Consider the following 17,894-nt stretch of genomic DNA (forward strand, 5'->3'; position numbering starts at 1 on the left):
TCCGGTGGTTTTGTGCACCGGAGCGGATTGGTCCTGCGCGAACGGGGACGGGGTGGAGCTTATGGAAACGTGGAGCGGCTTCCGGTCTCCATCCCGCATGATCCTGTTGCGAGTGTGGAACGAATTGGGCTTTCAGAAAAAGAAATTATTTCTGACGTTCTGCTTCGGTAATCCTGATGCCCCTGTGAAACCGGATGGTCTTCAGCGATAGCCAAAAGTCAGGCTGGTCACGCGGCCTTCCTCACTTTTCTCCATGCGATGGGCGGTAGGCCATATAGCTGCGCTGCTTGGCGATGTGGTCCGCGACATATTTCGCGTCATGCCACACACCCCAGATGAAGGAGGAGCCCCGGCGCGTCTGCCAAGGCAGACCAAGGAAATACACGCCCGGTTCGGAGGAAACGCCACGCTGATGGCGTGGGCGGCCGTTTTCGTCCAATGCCTCCACTTTCAGCCAACTGTAATCCACACCGAAACCTGTGGCCCAGATGATGGTGCTAATGCCCGCTTTTTTCAGATCGAGTTCAAGCAGGGGATGTTTCGCACACTCGGGGTCAGGAAGGAAATCGCGGGCAGATGGCTCTTCGGGAAGATCCAGACCGTTACGGGTGACATAGGCATCCGCTTCCCCGAGAAGAGAGAGATAATTGGCGTCGCCCTTGGCGATGTTTTCGGCGAGATCCGGTGCGAAGGTCAGCTTGCCGTCCTCGAAGGTTTCGGTGCGTCCAAGAAGGGTCATGCTGTCCGCGGCAAGGCGACGGAAATCGACAGTGTGTCCACCATTGGCGCCACTGACGGCAATGGTCGTGTGTTCCACGCCCGGCGTGGCTTCCGCGTCCCATTTGTTGAGAACGCCAAGCCACCATACGAAGTCACGCCCGCGATAGCTGCGGGGTGGGCGGTCATGGGGGCCGATCGAGAGATAGACTTTTCGGCCATTGCGCATCAGTTCTTCTGCAATCTGTGCGCCAGAGGAACCAGCACCGATGACAAGGACCGCACCCTCTGGAAGCTGCTCTGGATTGCGGTAACTGGCTGAGTGGATCTGGGTGAAACCCGCTTTGTCCGGCACAACCGAGGGAATGACCGGGATCTGGAAAGGTCCGGTGGCAGCCACGACACATTCGGCCTCGATCGGTCCTTCGGAAGTTTCGATCTGAAAGCCGGTCTGTCCCTGTTTGCGGCGCACATCCCTGACCTCAACACCACACCGGATGGGGGCTTCGATCTTTTGTGCGTAGGCAGCGAGATAATCGGCGACCCTCTCCTTGGGTACGAAATCGTCCGGACCGTCTTTGGAAAAAGTCAGGCCGGGAAAGCGGTCATGCCATGCCGGTCCATTGGCGACGAGGGAATCCCAGCGGCAACTGCGCCAGCGTTCCGCCACCCTGTTGCGTTCCAGCACGATATGCGGAATGCCGTAACTGTGCAGGTGTTCGCTCATGGCGATCCCAGCCTGTCCGGCTCCCACCACGAGGACTTCGGTTTTCTCGACAGACATGGCTGTCTCCTTTTTCATGACCGCAGCCGAACGCGGTTAAAATGATTCTGTATCGAAACGATTGGACGTGAGAGCCACTCATTCCGAGTGGCGTGTTTTCAGGCAGATCCGAGTCTATTCGTCGCCGGGAACGCCGTAAGACGGAGCGGCTTCGGGATTGAGGCAGCGGGTGACGTAGTCGTGCATCTGCGGCTTCCAGACGGACCACAATGTCGCCAGTCGCGTGATGGGATCGTCTTCCCAATCCACCCGCAGATCGGCCAGCGGCCACGCTTCGCGATCGACCACCAACATTCCGGCAGAGCGCACGGGACCGGCTTCTCCTCCCGCCGCGACACCGGCCTGCATGGCCATCATTACCCGTTGACCGAGTTCCATGTCCGGGTCCGACTGTTCGAAACTGCGCACAATGGCTGCGGGCACATCCGCAGAGGCGAGCAGGTTGCCAGCGGACACGACGTTGACACCTTGGAAGTCCGCGTTGGTGCCAAGAGATTGCTCACCCGACCACAGGGCTGTCCGGCCTTCACGGTCGATCAGGGTCATCTGGCGATAAGATGGAAACGTGCAGGTGCGGACGATGATGTCTCGCGCCTCTAGAGCGGATGCGCCGGCTTCCATAAGATCGAGCGCCCAGGGGCCAAGACGCGGATCGGTCACATTCTGCGTGGTGACGGCTCCCACGCCTGCCCGTGCGAACGCGCAACGGGCCGCTACGGCTGGTGAGGAGGAGGAAACGGCGACCGCAAACTGGCCACTGCGAGAACAACGCGCAACGAGGGAAAAGGTCATGGCTTCGATGTCTCTCCGCAGGAAAACCCTTTCAGTCAGGAAAGGAATTCTGACTGTCTGAAGAGGCTAACATCGTTGTTCTGATACCGTAACATGGACTTTCTGGGGTTTTGGTTCTGTTTTCCTGATGATGAATGTGGCTATGGATCAGAGAAACCGGCACCGCAGAGTAAGATCGGATTCTTGCGACAGCAGGAGAGCACCGATCCTTTTGTCTCACGATCGGTTTGCAAAGTTCGCGCCCTTTGGGGGCATGAAGGCAGCGTTCCTGTCTTGCTGCTGTTAACTCGTTGACCGATGGTTCTTTGTGATTTCATCGATAAATACATTTATCAGGCAGTTATTTTTATCTATATTTCTAAAGGCGACATAGTGCTGGGATGAAAATGTGTAGATGTTGTGCTTTATCGCGCGCATCTGCTTGGTTTTCACGTAAGGGCGGGCGGATTGTTCCGGCAGGAACCCGATGAAACGTCCCGAGAGGATCATCATCAGTTGCGCTTCCATGTGCACGATGCTGCCGCTGGCGCGTGGATGGCGTATGCGCTGAAGATCTTCGAGTTTCCGGTAGGATCTGACCGAAAACCGGGCCTGATCGATCATGTCTTTTGAAATATCCGCATCCTTCATGGTGAAGAAAGGATGCTGGTTGCCGCAGTAAAGTCCGTGTGGTTCCTCGCAAAGTTCCACATAGTGCACGCCGGGCGCGTGTCGGGCGAAGGGGCCTATCACGACATCGCGTGTTCCTTCCGCCACCTGAAGCTCCAGATCCTGAGGCACGCCCAGCCGGAGGTCGATATAGACATTGGGGATCTGATCGACGATGCGGGCCAGCACGTGTTGGAGCGCCATCTGCGGACTGTTGATGATCCCGCCGATCGTGCCGATACGAAGCCGTCCGCCAAGTTCGGTTGGAGCCTGACTGATCCGTGACTGAAAAGCGTCGATGCTTTCAAAAAGATCCTGAATGGCCTCGACTGTTTCTTCCCCAAGAGGCGTCAGACGAAAGCCCTTGCGGCCCCGAAGGCACAGCGCTCCACCCAGCCGTTGTTCCAGTGCGGCCAGGTGGGTGCTCAATGTGGACTGGCTGAGGTTCAGGACGATCTGGGCTGCGGCAAAGCTGCCTGTTTCCGCGAGCGTCGCAAACACGCGCAGAAGCCGCAGATCGATGTTGTCGAACCGGCGCATCCGCGTCGCGCCCGGCACAGCCTGTTTTTTCTGGCTCATCATGGGCGCGACTGTAGATTAAGCGCGTCTAGGAGTCATGGCTCCTGAAATACAGGATGCGGCCGATAAAATTAAGCAGCAGTTGTGAGGCAAGGATCGGGGTTATTTTGGCGGGATCGTAATCGGGTGCGACTTCCACCAGATCGATCCCGGCCACACGTCCTCGCGCGGCAAGGGCGGCGAGCAGTTCCAGTATTTCGTAATATAGAAAGCCACCGTGGCTCGGTGTGCCGGTTCCGGGGGCGATGGAAGGATCGAAGGCGTCGATGTCGATGGAAAGATAGTAGTTCACACCGGCAGGGATACGCTCAAGCAGGGCGTCCAGCCCCAGTTTGCGGACCTGTCGCACGCTGAGGATGTCGGAACCGAATTCCCGCGCGTCCGCATAACCCTCGCGGGCCGTTGAAGAGACGTTGCGGATGCCGATCTGCGTCATGCCGGTGATGTAGGGTTGCTCGGCGGCGCGGCGCATCGGATTGCCATGACCGTGGCGGACCCCTTGCCGCTCATCTACGAAATCGAGGTGGGCGTCGATCTGGATAAGATGCATGGGCGGCTGGTCATCGAACGCCCGGATGCAGGGAATGTTGATCGAATGATCGCCTCCCAGCACGACGGGGAGCGCACCGGCCGCAAGAATGGCACGCACGCCGGCTTCGATGTTGGCGTGGCTCCGTTCCGTATCGGTGTGCACGATGTCGGCGTCCCCGATATCGACAATGCGCCCTCCGGTTCCATCGAGATAGACCCGGTCATCTTCGTGATCGTAAGCTCCCGCATGACCGAAGGCGAAGAGCGTGGATGCTTCGCGGATGCTGCGGGGACCAAAGCGCGTGCCGCTCCGCCACTGTGTGCCGCAGTCGAAGGGCGCCCCCATGATGGCGACGTCCGCATCGATGGCCGACCAGTCTGTCTGGATCGGATATTTCCCAAAGCTGCAGATGCCGACGAAAGGCAGGTCGAGGCGTCCGCTGTCGTAGCTGTTTTTCATGCTTTTTCTCCTGCCGCGATGGCGCAAAGCAGTTCGAACATCATGGTGGCGCCCGCAAGCGACGTGATCCCGCCCACATCGAACGGTGGTGACACCTCCACGACATCCGCACCGATAATGTCGAGTCCGTTGAGACCCCGGATCATTTTCTGGGTCTCGCGTGTCAGGAAGCCCCCAGCTTCAGGCGTGCCCGTGCCGGGTGCTACGGACGGATCGAGGCAATCGATATCGAACGACACATAGACTGGCCCATCACCTACACGTTCACGAATGGCGCGCACGATGCCGTCCGGTCCCAGATCCATGGCTTCGTCCATGAGGATGAGCCGGAACCCGGCTTCGCGGGCGAAATCGTAATCCGTGGGGGAATACAGCGAACCGCGCAGGCCAATCTGGAGAGTCCGGTCCCCGTCGATCAGACCTTCTTCCACAGCGCGACGAAACGGCGTGCCGTGTGTGTAGCGGTTCTTGCCGAAATAGGCGTCACCCGTGTCGGTGTGGCTGTCGAAATGGATCAGACCGACGGGGCGATCTGCTGCAAGGCCCCGCAGGATCGGCAGGCTGACCAGATGATCGCCGCCCGCCGTGATGGGGATCGCCCCCGCGGCGGCAATCGCCGCGTAATGTGCGGTGATCATATCGAGGCATTCCGTCACATTGAACGGATTGACCGGACAGTCCCCGATATCGGCGACATTCAAGACCTCATAGGGCGCGATGCCGTTGGCGTTCACCTGCCGCATCAGTGAGGAGGCATTGCGCAGTTCGCGTGGGCCGTGGCGCGCACCGGAGCGGTTGGTCGTGCCGCCGTCATACGGAATGCCGGTGAAGACGACATCATACCCCTCCGGCCCGGTGGCCAGAGGCAGCCGCATGAAGGTCGGCACACCGGCGAAGCGGGGCACCTGACTGGCGTCGATGACATGAGTTTCACCGTGATGGGTCATAGCCCGAACTCCTTGCGAATGGCGTCCGCCAGCAGGCGTGTGTGATCGTCCATCAGCCACTGGCCTTTTTCGGCGGTCGATCCCTGCGCCTTGGCCAGCACACCTGATGGGGGCACGAAATCCGCACGCAGCGGCCAGCGGTCATAGGGGGGGAACGTGGCGGGGCCGTCATCGGGGGTCTTGCTCATATCGACCAGATCGGCCCGCACGAGCAGCATCAATGAGGTTTCCAGCAGGCTTGCGTGTTCGAGTTCCGTGCCGGGGAAACCTTCGGGGAACAGGCGATCGAGCGTCGCGCGTTCAACGAAATCCCAGTATTCGAGACGCATGGCGGTCAGGCCTTCGATCCCGTCGCGCCGGATGTCGCGCATGGCCAGATCGAGACCTTCGACGGCAGGCCATGCATTTTCGAAATGACCATTGACCAGAACGATCCGTCGGACACCGTGATGCGCCAGCCGACACACGATGTCGCGGATGACCAGCGTAAGCGTGTGGGCATCCAGCCCGATGGTGCCGGGAAAATGCTCTCCACCGCCCGAGCGGGGTTGTGATTTGTAGCCATAGGGCAGTGTCGGTGCGACCAGGCCGCCCACCTTTTCGGCCACGCGCTCGGCGACGGCGGTGGGAAGGATCTGATCGACATTCAGCGGCAGATGTGGGCCGTGCTGCTCCGTGGCACCGATCGGCAGAAACACCACGGGATTTTCAGCCACGCGGGCTGCGAATTCAGGCCAGCTGAGTTCGGCAAGTTTGACGGTTCTGGACATGATGGACTGAAGCCTCCGAACGGAAAGCGGGTCAGTGCATGGCGGCGCCGCCATCCACGTTGAGGCACTGGCCGGTGATGAAGGATGCGTCCGCAGACGCGAGGAAGAGGACGGCCCGCGCAATTTCGTCAGGTCGCCCGATGCGCCGCAGCGGATTGGCAAGATCCTGTGCCTGCGTGGCGGCATCCTGCTGTGCGAAGTTCAGAAGCGGTGTATCGACCGGCCCCGGTGCGATGGCGTTGACCCGGATGCGAGGCGCCAGTTCGCGCGCCCATGAGCGCGTCATGGACAGCAGCGCGCCCTTGGTGGCGCAGTAGGCAGAGGCACCCGCGCGCCCCAGATAGGCCAGTTCGGACGCGATGTTGAGAATGCAGCCGCCCTCGCTCATGAAGGGCAGGGCGTTTTGCGTCACGAGAAACGGCGCACGCAGATTGACCGCCAGTGTAAGATCGAGCGCTTCGCAGGTCAGATCGTGGAGTGTTTCCTCGATCATCACACCCGCGCAGTTGATCACCACGTCAATGCGCTGTTCCAGACGACGGGCGGCTTCCTTGACGCCGTTTCGTATCGCCTGCGCATCGGCCAGATCGACCTCAAGACCCTCCAGACCTGTGGCGGGAGCATTGCGGTCCAACCCGATCACGGTGGCGCCGGATTCCTGCCAAGCCCGTGCGATGGCAAGGCCGATGCCGGAAGAGGCGCCTGTCACAAGAACATGCTGGCATGAGGGGTGTGCGTTCATCGAGACCTACAGAGGATGCTCGCCACGATCGATCTGGATCGTCTGGCCGGTGATGCTGGTAGCGAGAGGAGAGGCAAGGAACAGATAGGTGTCGGCCACATCGGCGGCTTCCATGAGACCGGGCAACGCCTGCGCGTCCATGATGGTGCTCAGGCAGTTGGCTTCGCTCTCACCCGTGCGCGCGGCCATTGTCGCCAGAGACCGCATGGCGGCTTCCGTGCGGACCCAGCCGGGGGCTACGGCATTGACGCGGATGCCCTGCGTCCCGAGTTCCAGCGCCCAGGTTTTCGTCAGGCCGATAATGGCATGTTTGGAAGCGACATAAGCTCCGAACAGCGGTTCCGCCACACGTCCCCAGATCGACGCCGTGTTGATGATGGCGCCCCCTGTCGGCATGAGCGGACGCACCAGCCGTGTGACATGGTAGGTGCCGACGACATTGGTGTGGATGATCCGCTCGAACAGGGTGATGGTTTCGCTGTCCTGATTGTCCAGCGGTGTCAGCCGCTCCAGTCCGGCGTTGTTGATCAGGACATCAACCGGCCCATGCTCGTGCAGACACGTCGCCACAGCCGATGGATTGCCGATATCGGCCACTACGCCGCGGGCGTTGAGAGAAGCGGCGACATCAAGGATCGCGTCATCATCGGCAAGGAGAGTCAGGGAAGCGCCTGCACGGGCGAATGCCTGCGCCACACCAAGACCGATCCCTCGGCTTGCGCCGGTGATGAAGACGGATTTGTTTGAGAAATCCATCATGATGCTAGAGACTTTTTTATCTCGCGTCCTCGGAGGAGGTGCAGGATTTCGGTGCGGAGGTGGAAAAACCGTTCGCTGTCGCGCACATCTTCGTTTCTTTCGGGACCGATCAGGGAGGTGACGTCCACATCCGCTATGACACGCGCCGGACGCGGCCCGAACACGATGATCCGATCGGCAAGGAATACGGCTTCCTCGACATCGTGCGTGACGAAGATCGTGGTCTTTCCAGAGTTCTTCTGAATTTTCCGCAGCTCGAATTGCAGGTCTTCACGCAGGTTGGCATCCAGCGCGCCGAAGGGTTCGTCCATCAGCAGCACGTCCGGGTTGGCGGCGAGGGTGCGGGCGATGGCCACGCGTTGCCGCATGCCGCCAGAGATGCGTGAAGGATAGCTCGAAGCAAAATCGCCCAGCCCAACCAGCTTGAGAAAATGCTCCGCGCGTTCCTTTTTCTGAGTAACCGAAAGGTCTCTGCGGAAACGCATGCCGAATTCGATGTTCTTGCGAACCGTCAGCCATGGAAAGGAGGAATAGGACTGAAACACCATGCCGCGCCGGATGTCCGGCTCACCCACAGGGGCCCCTTGCAAAAGGATCTCACCCGAACTTGGGGTGTCGAGGCCACCGATCATGCGCATGAGCGTGGTCTTGCCGCACCCCGATGGGCCGAGGAACACCGTGAACTGACCGGCAGGAATGGCAAGATTGAACGGCTGCTGCACGACCGGCACGTCCCCGAAGCATTTCGTGACGTTCTGGAACTGCAGATAGGGGGAAGGCTGTTCCATGTTCACTGATACCTGAAGAGCTTGCGGTGCAGCAGGCGCAGGCACTGGTCGGTCACAAGACCGATCAGACCGATCATGATGACGCCCGCCATGACCTGATCCGTTTTCATGAAGCGTCGCGCGGTCCAGATGACGAAACCAAGCCCGCTGTCGGAAGCCACGATTTCCGCGATAATGACATAGGTCCAGCACCAGCCGAGGCTGATGCGCATGCTGTCCATGAGCTGCGGCAGCATGGCCGGAAGAGCTACGGGCAGGAGCGTCTCGCGCGGGCGGGCGCCCAATGTATAGGCTGTTTCGAAATATTCGTTGGGGATACGCTTCATGTCGGCCGCGATCATGAGAACGAGCTGAAAGAACGTACCCAGCCACAACAGGAAGATCTTGGTCGTTTCCCCCACGCCGAACCAGATGATGGCCAATGGCACCAGCGCTGGCACGGGCAGATAGCGGATGAAGTCGATCATCGGTTCCAGCGTGGCCCCGATGATGCGGTATCCGCTCATCAGGATACCCAACGGCACGGCCAGAAGTGCCGAGAGCAGAAAGGCCAGCCAGACGCGCCGGACGGAAACCACCGTGTTGGGCAGCATTGCGCCGTCCGTGCACATGTGGACAAAGGTCTGTGCGACCTTGAGAGGCGTGGGCAGGAAGACGGGCGCCACCACACGCAGCGACACCAGCAACTGCCATCCTCCGAGAAAAGCCGCCGCTCCCAGCAATGCGGCCAGCAGGACGGCGCTGTGTGGAATGGGCTCCCGGAAGCGGAACAGGCTGCGGGGGTTTTTCCGGGAGGTGGGAGAGGCGGTTGCGGTCATGGGGTGGGGAGCGCAGCAATCAGGCTGCTGTCGATGGAATGGGCCGGGTCGAGACGAACGGATGCGGCTCCGTTCTCAAGGTTGAGGTTCATGAGAGTGGCGAAGATCTCCGTAATCTTCCCCGGTTTCTCGGGTGTGCCCATATAAGCCTTGGACTGTGCCAGATCCGTGTATTCAAGGCTTCCCACGACACTTTTCTTGAAATCGTCGGTCGAAAGATCGAAGTGGGGAGCGGCAACTTTCGCGAAGTTTTCCGGGTTGGACTTGTAATAGGCCACGGCTTTGTAAAGGCAGGTCAGAAAGCGCTTGTATTTGTCGGGATTGGCCTTCAGATCGTCATTGCGGGCCACGAGGACATCCACGATGTAGTCGGGATAATCCGCCGATGAGACCAGTTCTTTCGGATTGCGGTCGGACGAGACGGTCAGGATCTGCTGAAGAAATGGCTGATAGGTCACGACCGCCGCAATGCTTGGGTCTGCGAACACTGCCACGCTGTCGGAGGTCAGGATTTCCTTCATCTTGAGATCGGCCAGCGTCATGCCGTGCTTGTGCAGTTCCATCTGCAGCAGCAGGCGGCCCGGAATGTTGCTCTCTGATGCAACAGTCTTGCCTTTGAGTTCGCTCACGTCGTGGATGGAGCCGTCAACGATTACACCGTCGCCGCCAAGGCTGCGGTCGATGGAGCCGATGATGATGCCCGGAGTGGTCTCGTCACGCGGCCGGCCCTGATATTCGTTGAGAGCGCGCATCTCCATCTCGATGGAACCGTGCGCCATGGCGGCCATGACATCGGACCGTTCATCGGAGAATTTCAGATCGACGGACAGATGGGCGTCCTTGAAATAACCGAGATCCTGAGCGACCACGACGGGCGCGAACCCCGTCCAGACCGGTGCCATGATACGGATCGTGTCGTCGGCATGTGCGGCCGTCGTCGCGCAGCCAAAACTGAGTGCAACTGCGAGCACCTTGAGTGACTTCATTACGCACCCCCACCTCATAACGTTACCGAAACATATTAGAGGCGCGATTGCTTTGTGTGTATCAAAATGTTCCGAACATTATATCGATAAATCCGGGTGTATCGTCAGGTGGTGTATTTCATGACGGTTACCGGCTCCAAATTTCAGGATTGCGGCGTCGAGGATGGCATATTTTCTGTCTGCATCGCTGGACAGAAAGTAAAAATCTTTCCGTAATGTCAGTGTTCTATCACTCTCTGATGGAGGAGGATTGCAGCGCTCAAGTTGCCGAATGCGGCAGGTAATTCGTGTTACGGACTTCCTGTTCGGACAATCTATAGCGTCGTCTCCGTCAAAAAAGCCGTTGTGCCGACGGCTTCGTTCCAGAAAGGCAATGGGGGCTAATCGTTACCCCTTGAGAGGCGGAATGGCTACTCATTCCATATCAGGCAAAGGATGAAAAATTCAGATATCGTTGAGATTATTTTGTTACTTACCTATCGTCATCAATTTATTCGAGATCTCATCGAATTCTGGAAATCCAAGACATTTTCCAGGACGATGATAAATGCACATAGAATTATCTACGCATTTAATAAGTGTCCATTTATTTTTTCTTTCAAAAATGACCTGCATGTCATCTGTAATTAGGTAATTAAATTTTTCTTCATTGTAATGAAGTTCATTCATATTATCAAATAGGTAAATAGGAACAATATTTTTTAAAATCGAGTAACCACCACCAAGATTGGAGAAAACACTACTGCTATCATAACCCCACGAGGCAATTCCGCACACGTCATTTTGTTTAGAAGCCCATCTTTCAAAATTAATACCATTTCCTTTCTTGGAAAGGATAGGGGCGTAAGAACCTAAAAAAACACATGTCATGGACACGGAAAATATAAGTATATATCTATACTTTTTTTGGTTATTATTATTCAATACATTATAAAACCCCAAAGCTGCACATAGAATTAAAATAGGAACTGCAGGATACACAAAACTGACTTCCTTATGAGAAATCAAAGAGTGATAAAATACAATAAATGATGATATTGAAATCAAAAAAACCTTTTCTTTTCCTGATTGCAATGCAAATAATATAACTAATGGCAGAAATCCTCCCCATAATTCTGTGTATTTTTTAATATAATAAGTGATGGATTTTTTACCGAAGCTATCTGCAACTCCTAATGTTTGATTGTAGTGATAATTTTTTGTTATAGACTGAAAAATTGATCCTAATGTAATATAATCAAATATACCTAAAAATAAAATCGGAATAACACTAAATATTGATGCAAGAAATATCTGCTTTTTGTGGCCTTTTTTGAAAATAAATAAGAACGCGAGCACACTGGCTGGAGCTATTTGAAACCTTACAGCAGCTGTTGCCCCTAATAGAAATCCAGCACAAGATGCCAAAATGGACGATACTCTAGGATTATATTCGTCTCGATAAGCAATTATGAACACCACAGCTAGGCACAAAAGGTTTCCGGCAACAAATTCTCCAAGAGTTCTCATCCCTCCGCTTGCAATATCAGGCCATAGAGCCGCAGCTAACCCAAGAATCAAAGCTAAAAATAGTCCTCCTTTACGCCAACCATACCAAAAAAATACGGCAACTAAAGACAACGAAATAGTAGAGAAGCACAAACGAATAAAAAGTATAAGATTATCGAAGCCTAAAGCGATTCCTATTTTCATTAAAATTGCAATGAAAGTAGGCAGCAGCCAAGATCGAATGCCAGTTCTCCACTCCCAGGTAACTACACCATGACCGTCTAGTAACTCGTGTGCAGGTTCCATATATTGAAATATTTCATCTGAACGCCAAGCTCCAGGTAAGAAAACAGCAATGCAGATACGCACCAACAATGCAAAAAACAAGCAAAAAATTAAAGGAAATAAGTATTTATTTTCGATAATTTTATTAATATTCATGATGTATTCTTTGCTGGCCGTGCAAATTCTCATACTGACAGATGCTCTGGGTAATATTGTGCATTTCCATCGTCAAATCATGATGAATACCTATACGTCTTAATCCGGTTTCTCGCTCATCAGTTCGTCCCGATACCGATCCAGACTCGTGGCAAAGGCCGGATCCATCACGGGTGGCTTTTGTTTGAGGGCCTCCAGCGCGTCGATAATGGTCTCCATCACGACCAGCCGGGCGTACCATTTGTGGTTGGAAGGCACGACAAACCACGGAGCATAAGGACGTGAGGTATGGCCGACCGCCTCTTCATACGCGCACTGATACTTGTCCCAGAACTGACGTTCCTTCACGTCGGATGTGGAAAACTTCCAGCGCTTTTCCTTGTCGTCGAGCCGTGCCAGCAGCCGCTCGCGCTGTTCCTCACGTGAGATGTTGAGGAAGAACTTGAGGACCACCGTGCCCTGACGGGCGAGATAATGCTCGAAATGACGGATGTCCTCGAATCGTCCCTGCCAGAAGGCATCCGTGTTGATCGCACCGGGAAGGTGCTCGCGTTCCAGCATTTCCGGATGCACGCGCGTGACGAGGACATCTTCATACTGGCTGCGGTTGAAGATGCCGATCCGCCCAGCGGAGGGGGCTACGATGTGAACGCGCCACAGAAACCCGTGCAGCAGTTCCTGCGGACCGGGCTGTTTGAAAGAGGAAACGCTCACGCCCGCAGGATTCACACCTGACATGACGTGCTTGATCGTGCCGTCCTTGCCGGCTGTGTCCATCCCCTGAAGTACGATGAGCATGGAGGTCGTGCCGTTGGCGTAGAGCAGTTCCTGAAGCTCGGACAGCCGTTTGCGTGACAGTTTGAGCAACGCCTTGCCCTGCGCCTTGTCCAGCCCCAGCCCGCCATCGTCTTCCGGGTCATGATCCGCGATGTGAAACGGCTTGGTGCCGTCCACACGGTAGCGGGCGGGAAGAGCTGCGAGGATATTGCGCGAGAGTTTGTGCGTGTCGTGTCCAGTCATGGGGGGAGCATCCCCCATATGGTGCGATCAGTCCATGTCGCGCCGGACAGCAAGGCCACCTGCGGCCTGACACACCGGCATCATTTCGATGCGGTTGATGTTCACATGCGCGGGCAGACCGATGATCCACGCCACCGTCTCGGCAATGTCCTCGGGCAGGAGAGGGTGCGTGCCGCGATAGACGTCCTCGGCCTTTTCATCGCTGCGCAGGCGCACATTGCTGAATTCGCTGCCGCCGCACAGTCCGGGCTCGATATTGGTGGCGCGCACATGGGTGCCGAGCAGGTCGGTGCGCAGGTTGCGCATGAACTGCGACACGAACGCCTTGGTGCCGCCATAGACGTTGCCGCCCGCGTAAGGATAGGTGCCGGCCGTGCTGCCGATGGAGAGGATGTGACCGTGGTCGCGCTCCACCATGCCGGGCAGAAGGGCGCGGGTAATCTCCACGACGCCGGAGATGTTGGTGGCGATCATGCTCTCCCAGTCGTCGATTTCGGCGTCCTGTGCGGGACCGATTCCAAGAGCGAGTCCGGCGTTGTTCACCAGCACGTCCACACGCCGCCACTCCTCGGGCAGACTGTGGGGAAGGGCGCGCAGCGCCTTGCGGTCGGTCATGTCGAGCGTGAGGGGGTGAAATTGCGCCCCCAACTCCGCATGAAGTTCCTCCAGCCGCGCCGCGCGTCGGCCTGTGCCGATCACGCGGTGGCCGTCCTTCACCAGCCGTCGGGCAATCGCCGCGCCAAATCCTGCCGTGGCGCCCGTCACCAGAACCGTCTCGACCATGATGCGTCCTTTCCAGATTGATGCCGTCATTAGCGGCAGCGCGTGCCTGTGTTGTCAAACGGGAAGGGGCACACCATATCTGGAGCATGTCTCATGCATCCATTGACACGATTGCGCCGAGCGACGGGACTGAAAGTCTGACGGGACACCTTCTCATCGCCATGCCATCTCTTGCGGAATCCGGGTTCGACCGGAGCGTTATTTATGTGTGTGCCCATTCGGCCGATGACGGCGCCATGGGCATTGTCGTCAACCGCCGACTTTCGCAGCCACCGCTGGAAGACCTGTTCTCGCAGCTCGATATCGCGCCCACACCACCACGTCGCCGGATCGGCATGTGCGCGGGTGGGCCGGTGGAAATGGGGCGTGGGCTGGTGCTGCATTCCTCGGACTGGAATGGGGACGGCACATTGGCCATCGATGGGGACGTCTCGCTGAGCGCCAGTCTGGACGTGCTGCGCGACATTGCTTCGGGCGAGGGACCGCGTGACGCCCTGCTGGCATTGGGGCACGCCGGATGGGCGGCGGGACAGCTTGAGGAAGAACTGACCCGTCATTCCGCGTGGTTGGTGGCGCCTGCTACGCGCGAGATCGTTTTCGGCACGGATCATGCGACCAAGTGGCGCAAGGCTCTGGCCGCCATCAATATCGATCCATTGCGGCTGGCGTCCTTTACAGGCAACGCCTGATCCACTTTTGCGGCCTCTGCAACCCTGCTGATCGGCGCGGGGTTGCAACCTGTTGCAAAGTCGAGATGTTCTCTCTTGGGGCGTTGCGCGCCGATCCAAGATAGAGAGTCGATCATGACGAATATACCTTTTCCTGAAACGAGCCGTTCTTCGCACGATGACGCGGTGGTGTGCGTCTGGTCGCTTGAGGCGCAGCTTGGCGAGGGACCGGTATGGAGTGCCGCAGACGACGCCTTCTACTTCGTGGATATCCTCGGACACGCCCTGCACCGCTATCGCCCGTCCGATGGGGAGCGGCGGTCATGGACCGCGCCCCGACGCCCGTGTTTTCTCGTGCCGGCGCAGGATGGTGGCCTGATCTGCGGCATGGAAGATGGGCTTTATCTTTTCGATCCCAAAGAGGGCCGGAAGCATCTTATCATGCCGATTGAAGCGGATCGTCCGGGCACGCGACTGAACGACGCGCATCTCGACGGGATGGGGCGTCTGTGGTTCGGGACCATGGACGACGCGGAGAAAAATCCCATCGGTTCGCTCTACAGCCTCGATCGCACGCTTTCGCTGCGGCGGCATCACAACGGTTACACGATCAGCAACGGACCGGTGGTCTCGCCGGATGGTCAGACGCTCTATCATTGCGATTCCGCGGAGGGCGCGATCTATGCCTTTGATCTCGATGGGGATGGAGCGCTGCACAATCGGCGGGTCTTCGCCCGGATTGAGGCGGAAGGTCAGGCACCGGACGGGCTGGCGATGGATGAGGCCGGGACCGTATGGGCGGGTGTATGGGGCGGCGGGCGGCTGGAGCGCTTCCGCGCGGACGGCACGCGGCTTGACCCCATAATGCTTCCCGCCCGCAATGTGACCAAAGCGGCCTTTGGGGGCTCGGATCGTCGCACCCTGTTCATCACGACGGCCCGCAAGGGGCTGTCGGAGGCCGAGATTGCCCGCCAGCCTCTCAATGGGGGCGTGTTCTGCCTGCGGGTGGATACTCCGGGTCTTGAGCAGGGTGTGATGATCCTGCCGGAGTTGACCCCCGACGTCGAAAACTGACCGGTTGACGTGGCTGCAGGGGGCGCTCACGCAAGTTTCGCGTGCAATCCCGGTCGCTGCGCTCTATTGACTGCGGGCAACAGGGGTCCGCTGCAGGCTTGATAGGCTGTCAGTGGCGGATCTGCATGCAGGAAAAGAGTCAGGCCCGCCACACGATGGATATTCGTAACATCGCCATTATCGCGCACGTCGATCATGGCAAGACCACACTCGTCGATGAACTGCTCAAGCAGTCCGGCTCGTTCCATGAGCACCAGCAGGTGGCGGAGCGCGCGATGGACAGCAACGATCTCGAGCGTGAGCGCGGCATCACCATTCTGGCCAAGTGCACCTCGGTCGTGTGGAAAAACACCCGCATCAACATCATCGACACACCGGGTCACGCCGATTTCGGTGGTGAGGTCGAGCGTATCCTGAGCATGGTGGACGGCGCGATCGTGCTGGTGGACGCCGCCGAGGGCGCGCTGCCGCAGACGAAATTCGTCGTGGGCAAGGCGCTGGCCCGCGGCCTCAAGCCGATTGTGGTGGTGAACAAGATCGATCGTGGCGATGCCCGCCCGGATGAGGTTCACAACGAGATTTTCGACCTGTTCGCCTCGCTTGGCGCGAATGACGAGCAGCTCGACTTTCCGATGCTCTACGCTTCGGGTCGTCAGGGCTGGGCGGACACGGAGCTGGACGGACCGCGCAAGGATCTTTCCCCGCTGTTCGATCTGGTGCTGCGCCATGTTCCAGCACCGAACCTCGACAAGGACAAGCCGTTCGCGATGGTCGCGACCATCCTCGAGTCCGACAACTTCCTTGGCCGTGTGCTGACGGGGCGTGTCGAGCAGGGGCGCGCGAAGGTCAACATGCCGGTCCGCGTCCTGCGTGAGGACGGCAGCGTGGTCGAGACGGGCCGTCTGACCAAGCTGCTGTGCTTCCGTGGTCTCGACCGCGTGCCGGTGGACGAGGTTGAGGCTGGTGACATCGTGGCTGTGGCCGGTCTGTCGGAGGCCACCATTCCTGACACCATCGCGTCTCCGGAAGTGACGGCACCGCTGCCGGCCATTCCGGTCGATCCGCCGACGCTGTCCATGACCTTCCGTATTAATGACGGCCCGCTGGGCGGCCGCGAGGGCAAGAAGGTCACGTCGCGTCAGATTCGTGACCGTCTGTTCAAGGAAACGGAAAGCAACATCGCCATTCGCGTGAGCGAAAGCCCCGAGAGCGAGGCGTTCGAAGTCGCGGGCCGTGGCGAGCTTCAGCTTGGCGTGCTGATCGAGACCATGCGTCGTGAAGGGTTCGAGTTGACCATCGGTCGTCCCCGCGTGCTGTTCCGCACGAACGAGGAGACGGGCGAGCGCGAAGAGCCGTACGAAGAGGTGCTGATCGACGTGGACGAGCCGTATTCAGGCGTCGTGGTCGAGAAGATGTCGCTCCGTAAGGGGCAGATGCAGGACATGCGGCCTTCGGGCGGTGACAAGGTGCGTCTGACCTTCATCATCCCGTCGCGCGGCCTGATCGGTTATCATGGTGAGTTCCTGACCGACACGCGCGGCACGGGCATCATGAACCGTCTGTTCGCAGGCTATCAGCCCTATGCCGGTGTGATCGAAGGCCGTCGCAACGGCTCGCTGATCTCCTCGGAAGACGGTGTGACCACGCAGTATTCGCTGTTCTCGTTGCAGGATCGCGGCACGCTGTTCGTGAATGCAGGTGAGAAAGTCTATATCGGCATGATCATCGGCGAGCATTCGCGTGAGAATGATCTCGAAGTGAATGCGGTCCGTGAAAAGAAGCTCACCAACATCCGTGCCGCTGGCAAGGATGAGGCTCTGCTTCTGATCCCGCCGCGCAAGATGAGCCTTGAGCAGGCGATTGCCTACATTGAGGACGATGAACTGGTGGAAGTGACGCCGTCTGCCGTGCGTCTGCGCAAGCGCTACCTCGACCCGCACGAGCGCAAGAAGCACGCGCGTTCGCGCAAGGACGACTGAGCAGCGACATTTTCGCTTGCTGGACGACCGGGGCTCGATCCCGGTCGTCTCGGGCAGGATTTTCTCCTGCCCTGGGGAGGCCAGATGCCTCCCTCCTTCGGGCCATGACCTGTGTGTCCG

17 protein-coding genes are annotated in these 17,894 nt (G+C 58.0%); 3 read left to right on the forward strand and 14 right to left on the reverse strand.

Annotated elements, in window-relative coordinates; genetic code table 11:
- Positions 1-241 precede the first annotated feature (241 nt).
- The 14 genes from GOB87_RS00100 to GOB87_RS00165 form a co-directional block, all read right to left on the reverse strand.
- Entirely contained in the window at positions 242-1,501 is a 1,260-nt protein-coding gene (locus GOB87_RS00100) for a flavin-containing monooxygenase (RefSeq protein ID WP_166312694.1), read from the reverse strand.
- Positions 1,502-1,615: 114 nt separating this feature from the next.
- Positions 1,616-2,293 carry a DUF1028 domain-containing protein gene (locus GOB87_RS00105; RefSeq protein ID WP_166312518.1) on the reverse strand — a complete coding sequence of 226 codons (678 nt, stop codon included), beginning with the start codon at positions 2,291-2,293 and terminating at the stop codon, positions 1,616-1,618.
- Positions 2,294-2,575: 282 nt separating this feature from the next.
- On the reverse strand, positions 2,576-3,520 hold the full coding sequence (locus tag GOB87_RS00110; protein ID WP_242006063.1) for a LysR family transcriptional regulator: 945 nt from the start codon (positions 3,518-3,520) through the stop codon (positions 2,576-2,578).
- 28 nt (positions 3,521-3,548) lie between these two features.
- The gene (gene speB / locus GOB87_RS00115) at positions 3,549-4,511 is read right to left on the reverse strand and encodes an agmatinase (RefSeq protein ID WP_166312519.1); all 963 of its coding nucleotides are present in this window, start codon (positions 4,509-4,511) and stop codon (positions 3,549-3,551) included.
- Complete coding sequence (speB, locus tag GOB87_RS00120) at positions 4,508-5,458, reverse strand: agmatinase (RefSeq protein ID WP_166312520.1); 951 nt, start codon at positions 5,456-5,458, stop codon at positions 4,508-4,510. Before speB (GOB87_RS00120) ends, speB (GOB87_RS00115) begins: the two co-directional genes overlap by 4 nt.
- Positions 5,455-6,228 (reverse strand): creatininase, encoded by a 774-nt coding sequence (locus GOB87_RS00125; protein WP_166312521.1) that lies wholly within the window; start codon positions 6,226-6,228, stop codon positions 5,455-5,457. Before GOB87_RS00125 ends, speB (GOB87_RS00120) begins: the two co-directional genes overlap by 4 nt.
- A 31-nt stretch (positions 6,229-6,259) precedes the next feature.
- Positions 6,260-6,970 (reverse strand): SDR family NAD(P)-dependent oxidoreductase, encoded by a 711-nt coding sequence (locus GOB87_RS00130; protein WP_166312522.1) that lies wholly within the window; start codon positions 6,968-6,970, stop codon positions 6,260-6,262.
- A 6-nt stretch (positions 6,971-6,976) separates the two neighbouring features.
- On the reverse strand, positions 6,977-7,729 hold the full coding sequence (locus tag GOB87_RS00135) for an SDR family NAD(P)-dependent oxidoreductase (RefSeq protein ID WP_194303142.1): 753 nt from the start codon (positions 7,727-7,729) through the stop codon (positions 6,977-6,979).
- Positions 7,726-8,517, reverse strand: coding sequence for an ABC transporter ATP-binding protein (locus tag GOB87_RS00140; RefSeq protein ID WP_166312523.1), 792 nt, complete (start codon positions 8,515-8,517; stop codon positions 7,726-7,728). The genes GOB87_RS00135 and GOB87_RS00140 overlap by 4 nt, the downstream gene beginning before the upstream one ends.
- 2 nt (positions 8,518-8,519) lie before the next feature.
- Positions 8,520-9,335, reverse strand: a complete 816-nt coding sequence (locus tag GOB87_RS00145) for an ABC transporter permease (protein ID WP_166312524.1) — start codon at positions 9,333-9,335, stop codon at positions 8,520-8,522.
- Positions 9,332-10,321 carry an ABC transporter substrate-binding protein gene (locus GOB87_RS00150; RefSeq protein WP_166312525.1) on the reverse strand — a complete coding sequence of 330 codons (990 nt, stop codon included), beginning with the start codon at positions 10,319-10,321 and terminating at the stop codon, positions 9,332-9,334. Before GOB87_RS00150 ends, GOB87_RS00145 begins: the two co-directional genes overlap by 4 nt.
- Before the next feature lie 468 nt (positions 10,322-10,789).
- Positions 10,790-12,250, reverse strand: a complete 1,461-nt coding sequence (locus tag GOB87_RS00155; protein WP_166312526.1) for a glycosyltransferase family protein — start codon at positions 12,248-12,250, stop codon at positions 10,790-10,792.
- Between the two features lie 99 nt (positions 12,251-12,349).
- The gene (locus GOB87_RS00160) at positions 12,350-13,270 is read right to left on the reverse strand and encodes a polyphosphate kinase 2 family protein (RefSeq protein ID WP_166312527.1); all 921 of its coding nucleotides are present in this window, start codon (positions 13,268-13,270) and stop codon (positions 12,350-12,352) included.
- Positions 13,271-13,297: 27 nt separating this feature from the next.
- Entirely contained in the window at positions 13,298-14,053 is a 756-nt protein-coding gene (locus GOB87_RS00165) for an SDR family NAD(P)-dependent oxidoreductase (RefSeq protein ID WP_166312528.1), read from the reverse strand.
- A gap of 86 nt (positions 14,054-14,139) precedes the next feature.
- Here GOB87_RS00165 and GOB87_RS00170 point away from each other — a divergent pair, with 86 nt between their 5' ends.
- The 3 genes from GOB87_RS00170 (at position 14,140) to typA (ending at position 17,774) form a co-directional block, all read left to right on the forward strand.
- Positions 14,140-14,742, forward strand: coding sequence for a YqgE/AlgH family protein (locus GOB87_RS00170; protein WP_166312529.1), 603 nt, complete (start codon positions 14,140-14,142; stop codon positions 14,740-14,742).
- Positions 14,743-14,856: 114 nt separating this feature from the next.
- Positions 14,857-15,795 carry an SMP-30/gluconolactonase/LRE family protein gene (locus GOB87_RS00175; RefSeq protein WP_166312530.1) on the forward strand — a complete coding sequence of 313 codons (939 nt, stop codon included), beginning with the start codon at positions 14,857-14,859 and terminating at the stop codon, positions 15,793-15,795.
- 155 nt (positions 15,796-15,950) lie between these two features.
- On the forward strand, positions 15,951-17,774 hold the full coding sequence (gene typA / locus GOB87_RS00180; RefSeq protein WP_166312697.1) for a translational GTPase TypA: 1,824 nt from the start codon (positions 15,951-15,953) through the stop codon (positions 17,772-17,774).
- Positions 17,775-17,894: the final 120 nt, after the last annotated feature.

The organism is Acetobacter estunensis, assembly GCF_011516945.1.
Taxonomy (GTDB): domain Bacteria; phylum Pseudomonadota; class Alphaproteobacteria; order Acetobacterales; family Acetobacteraceae; genus Acetobacter; species Acetobacter estunensis.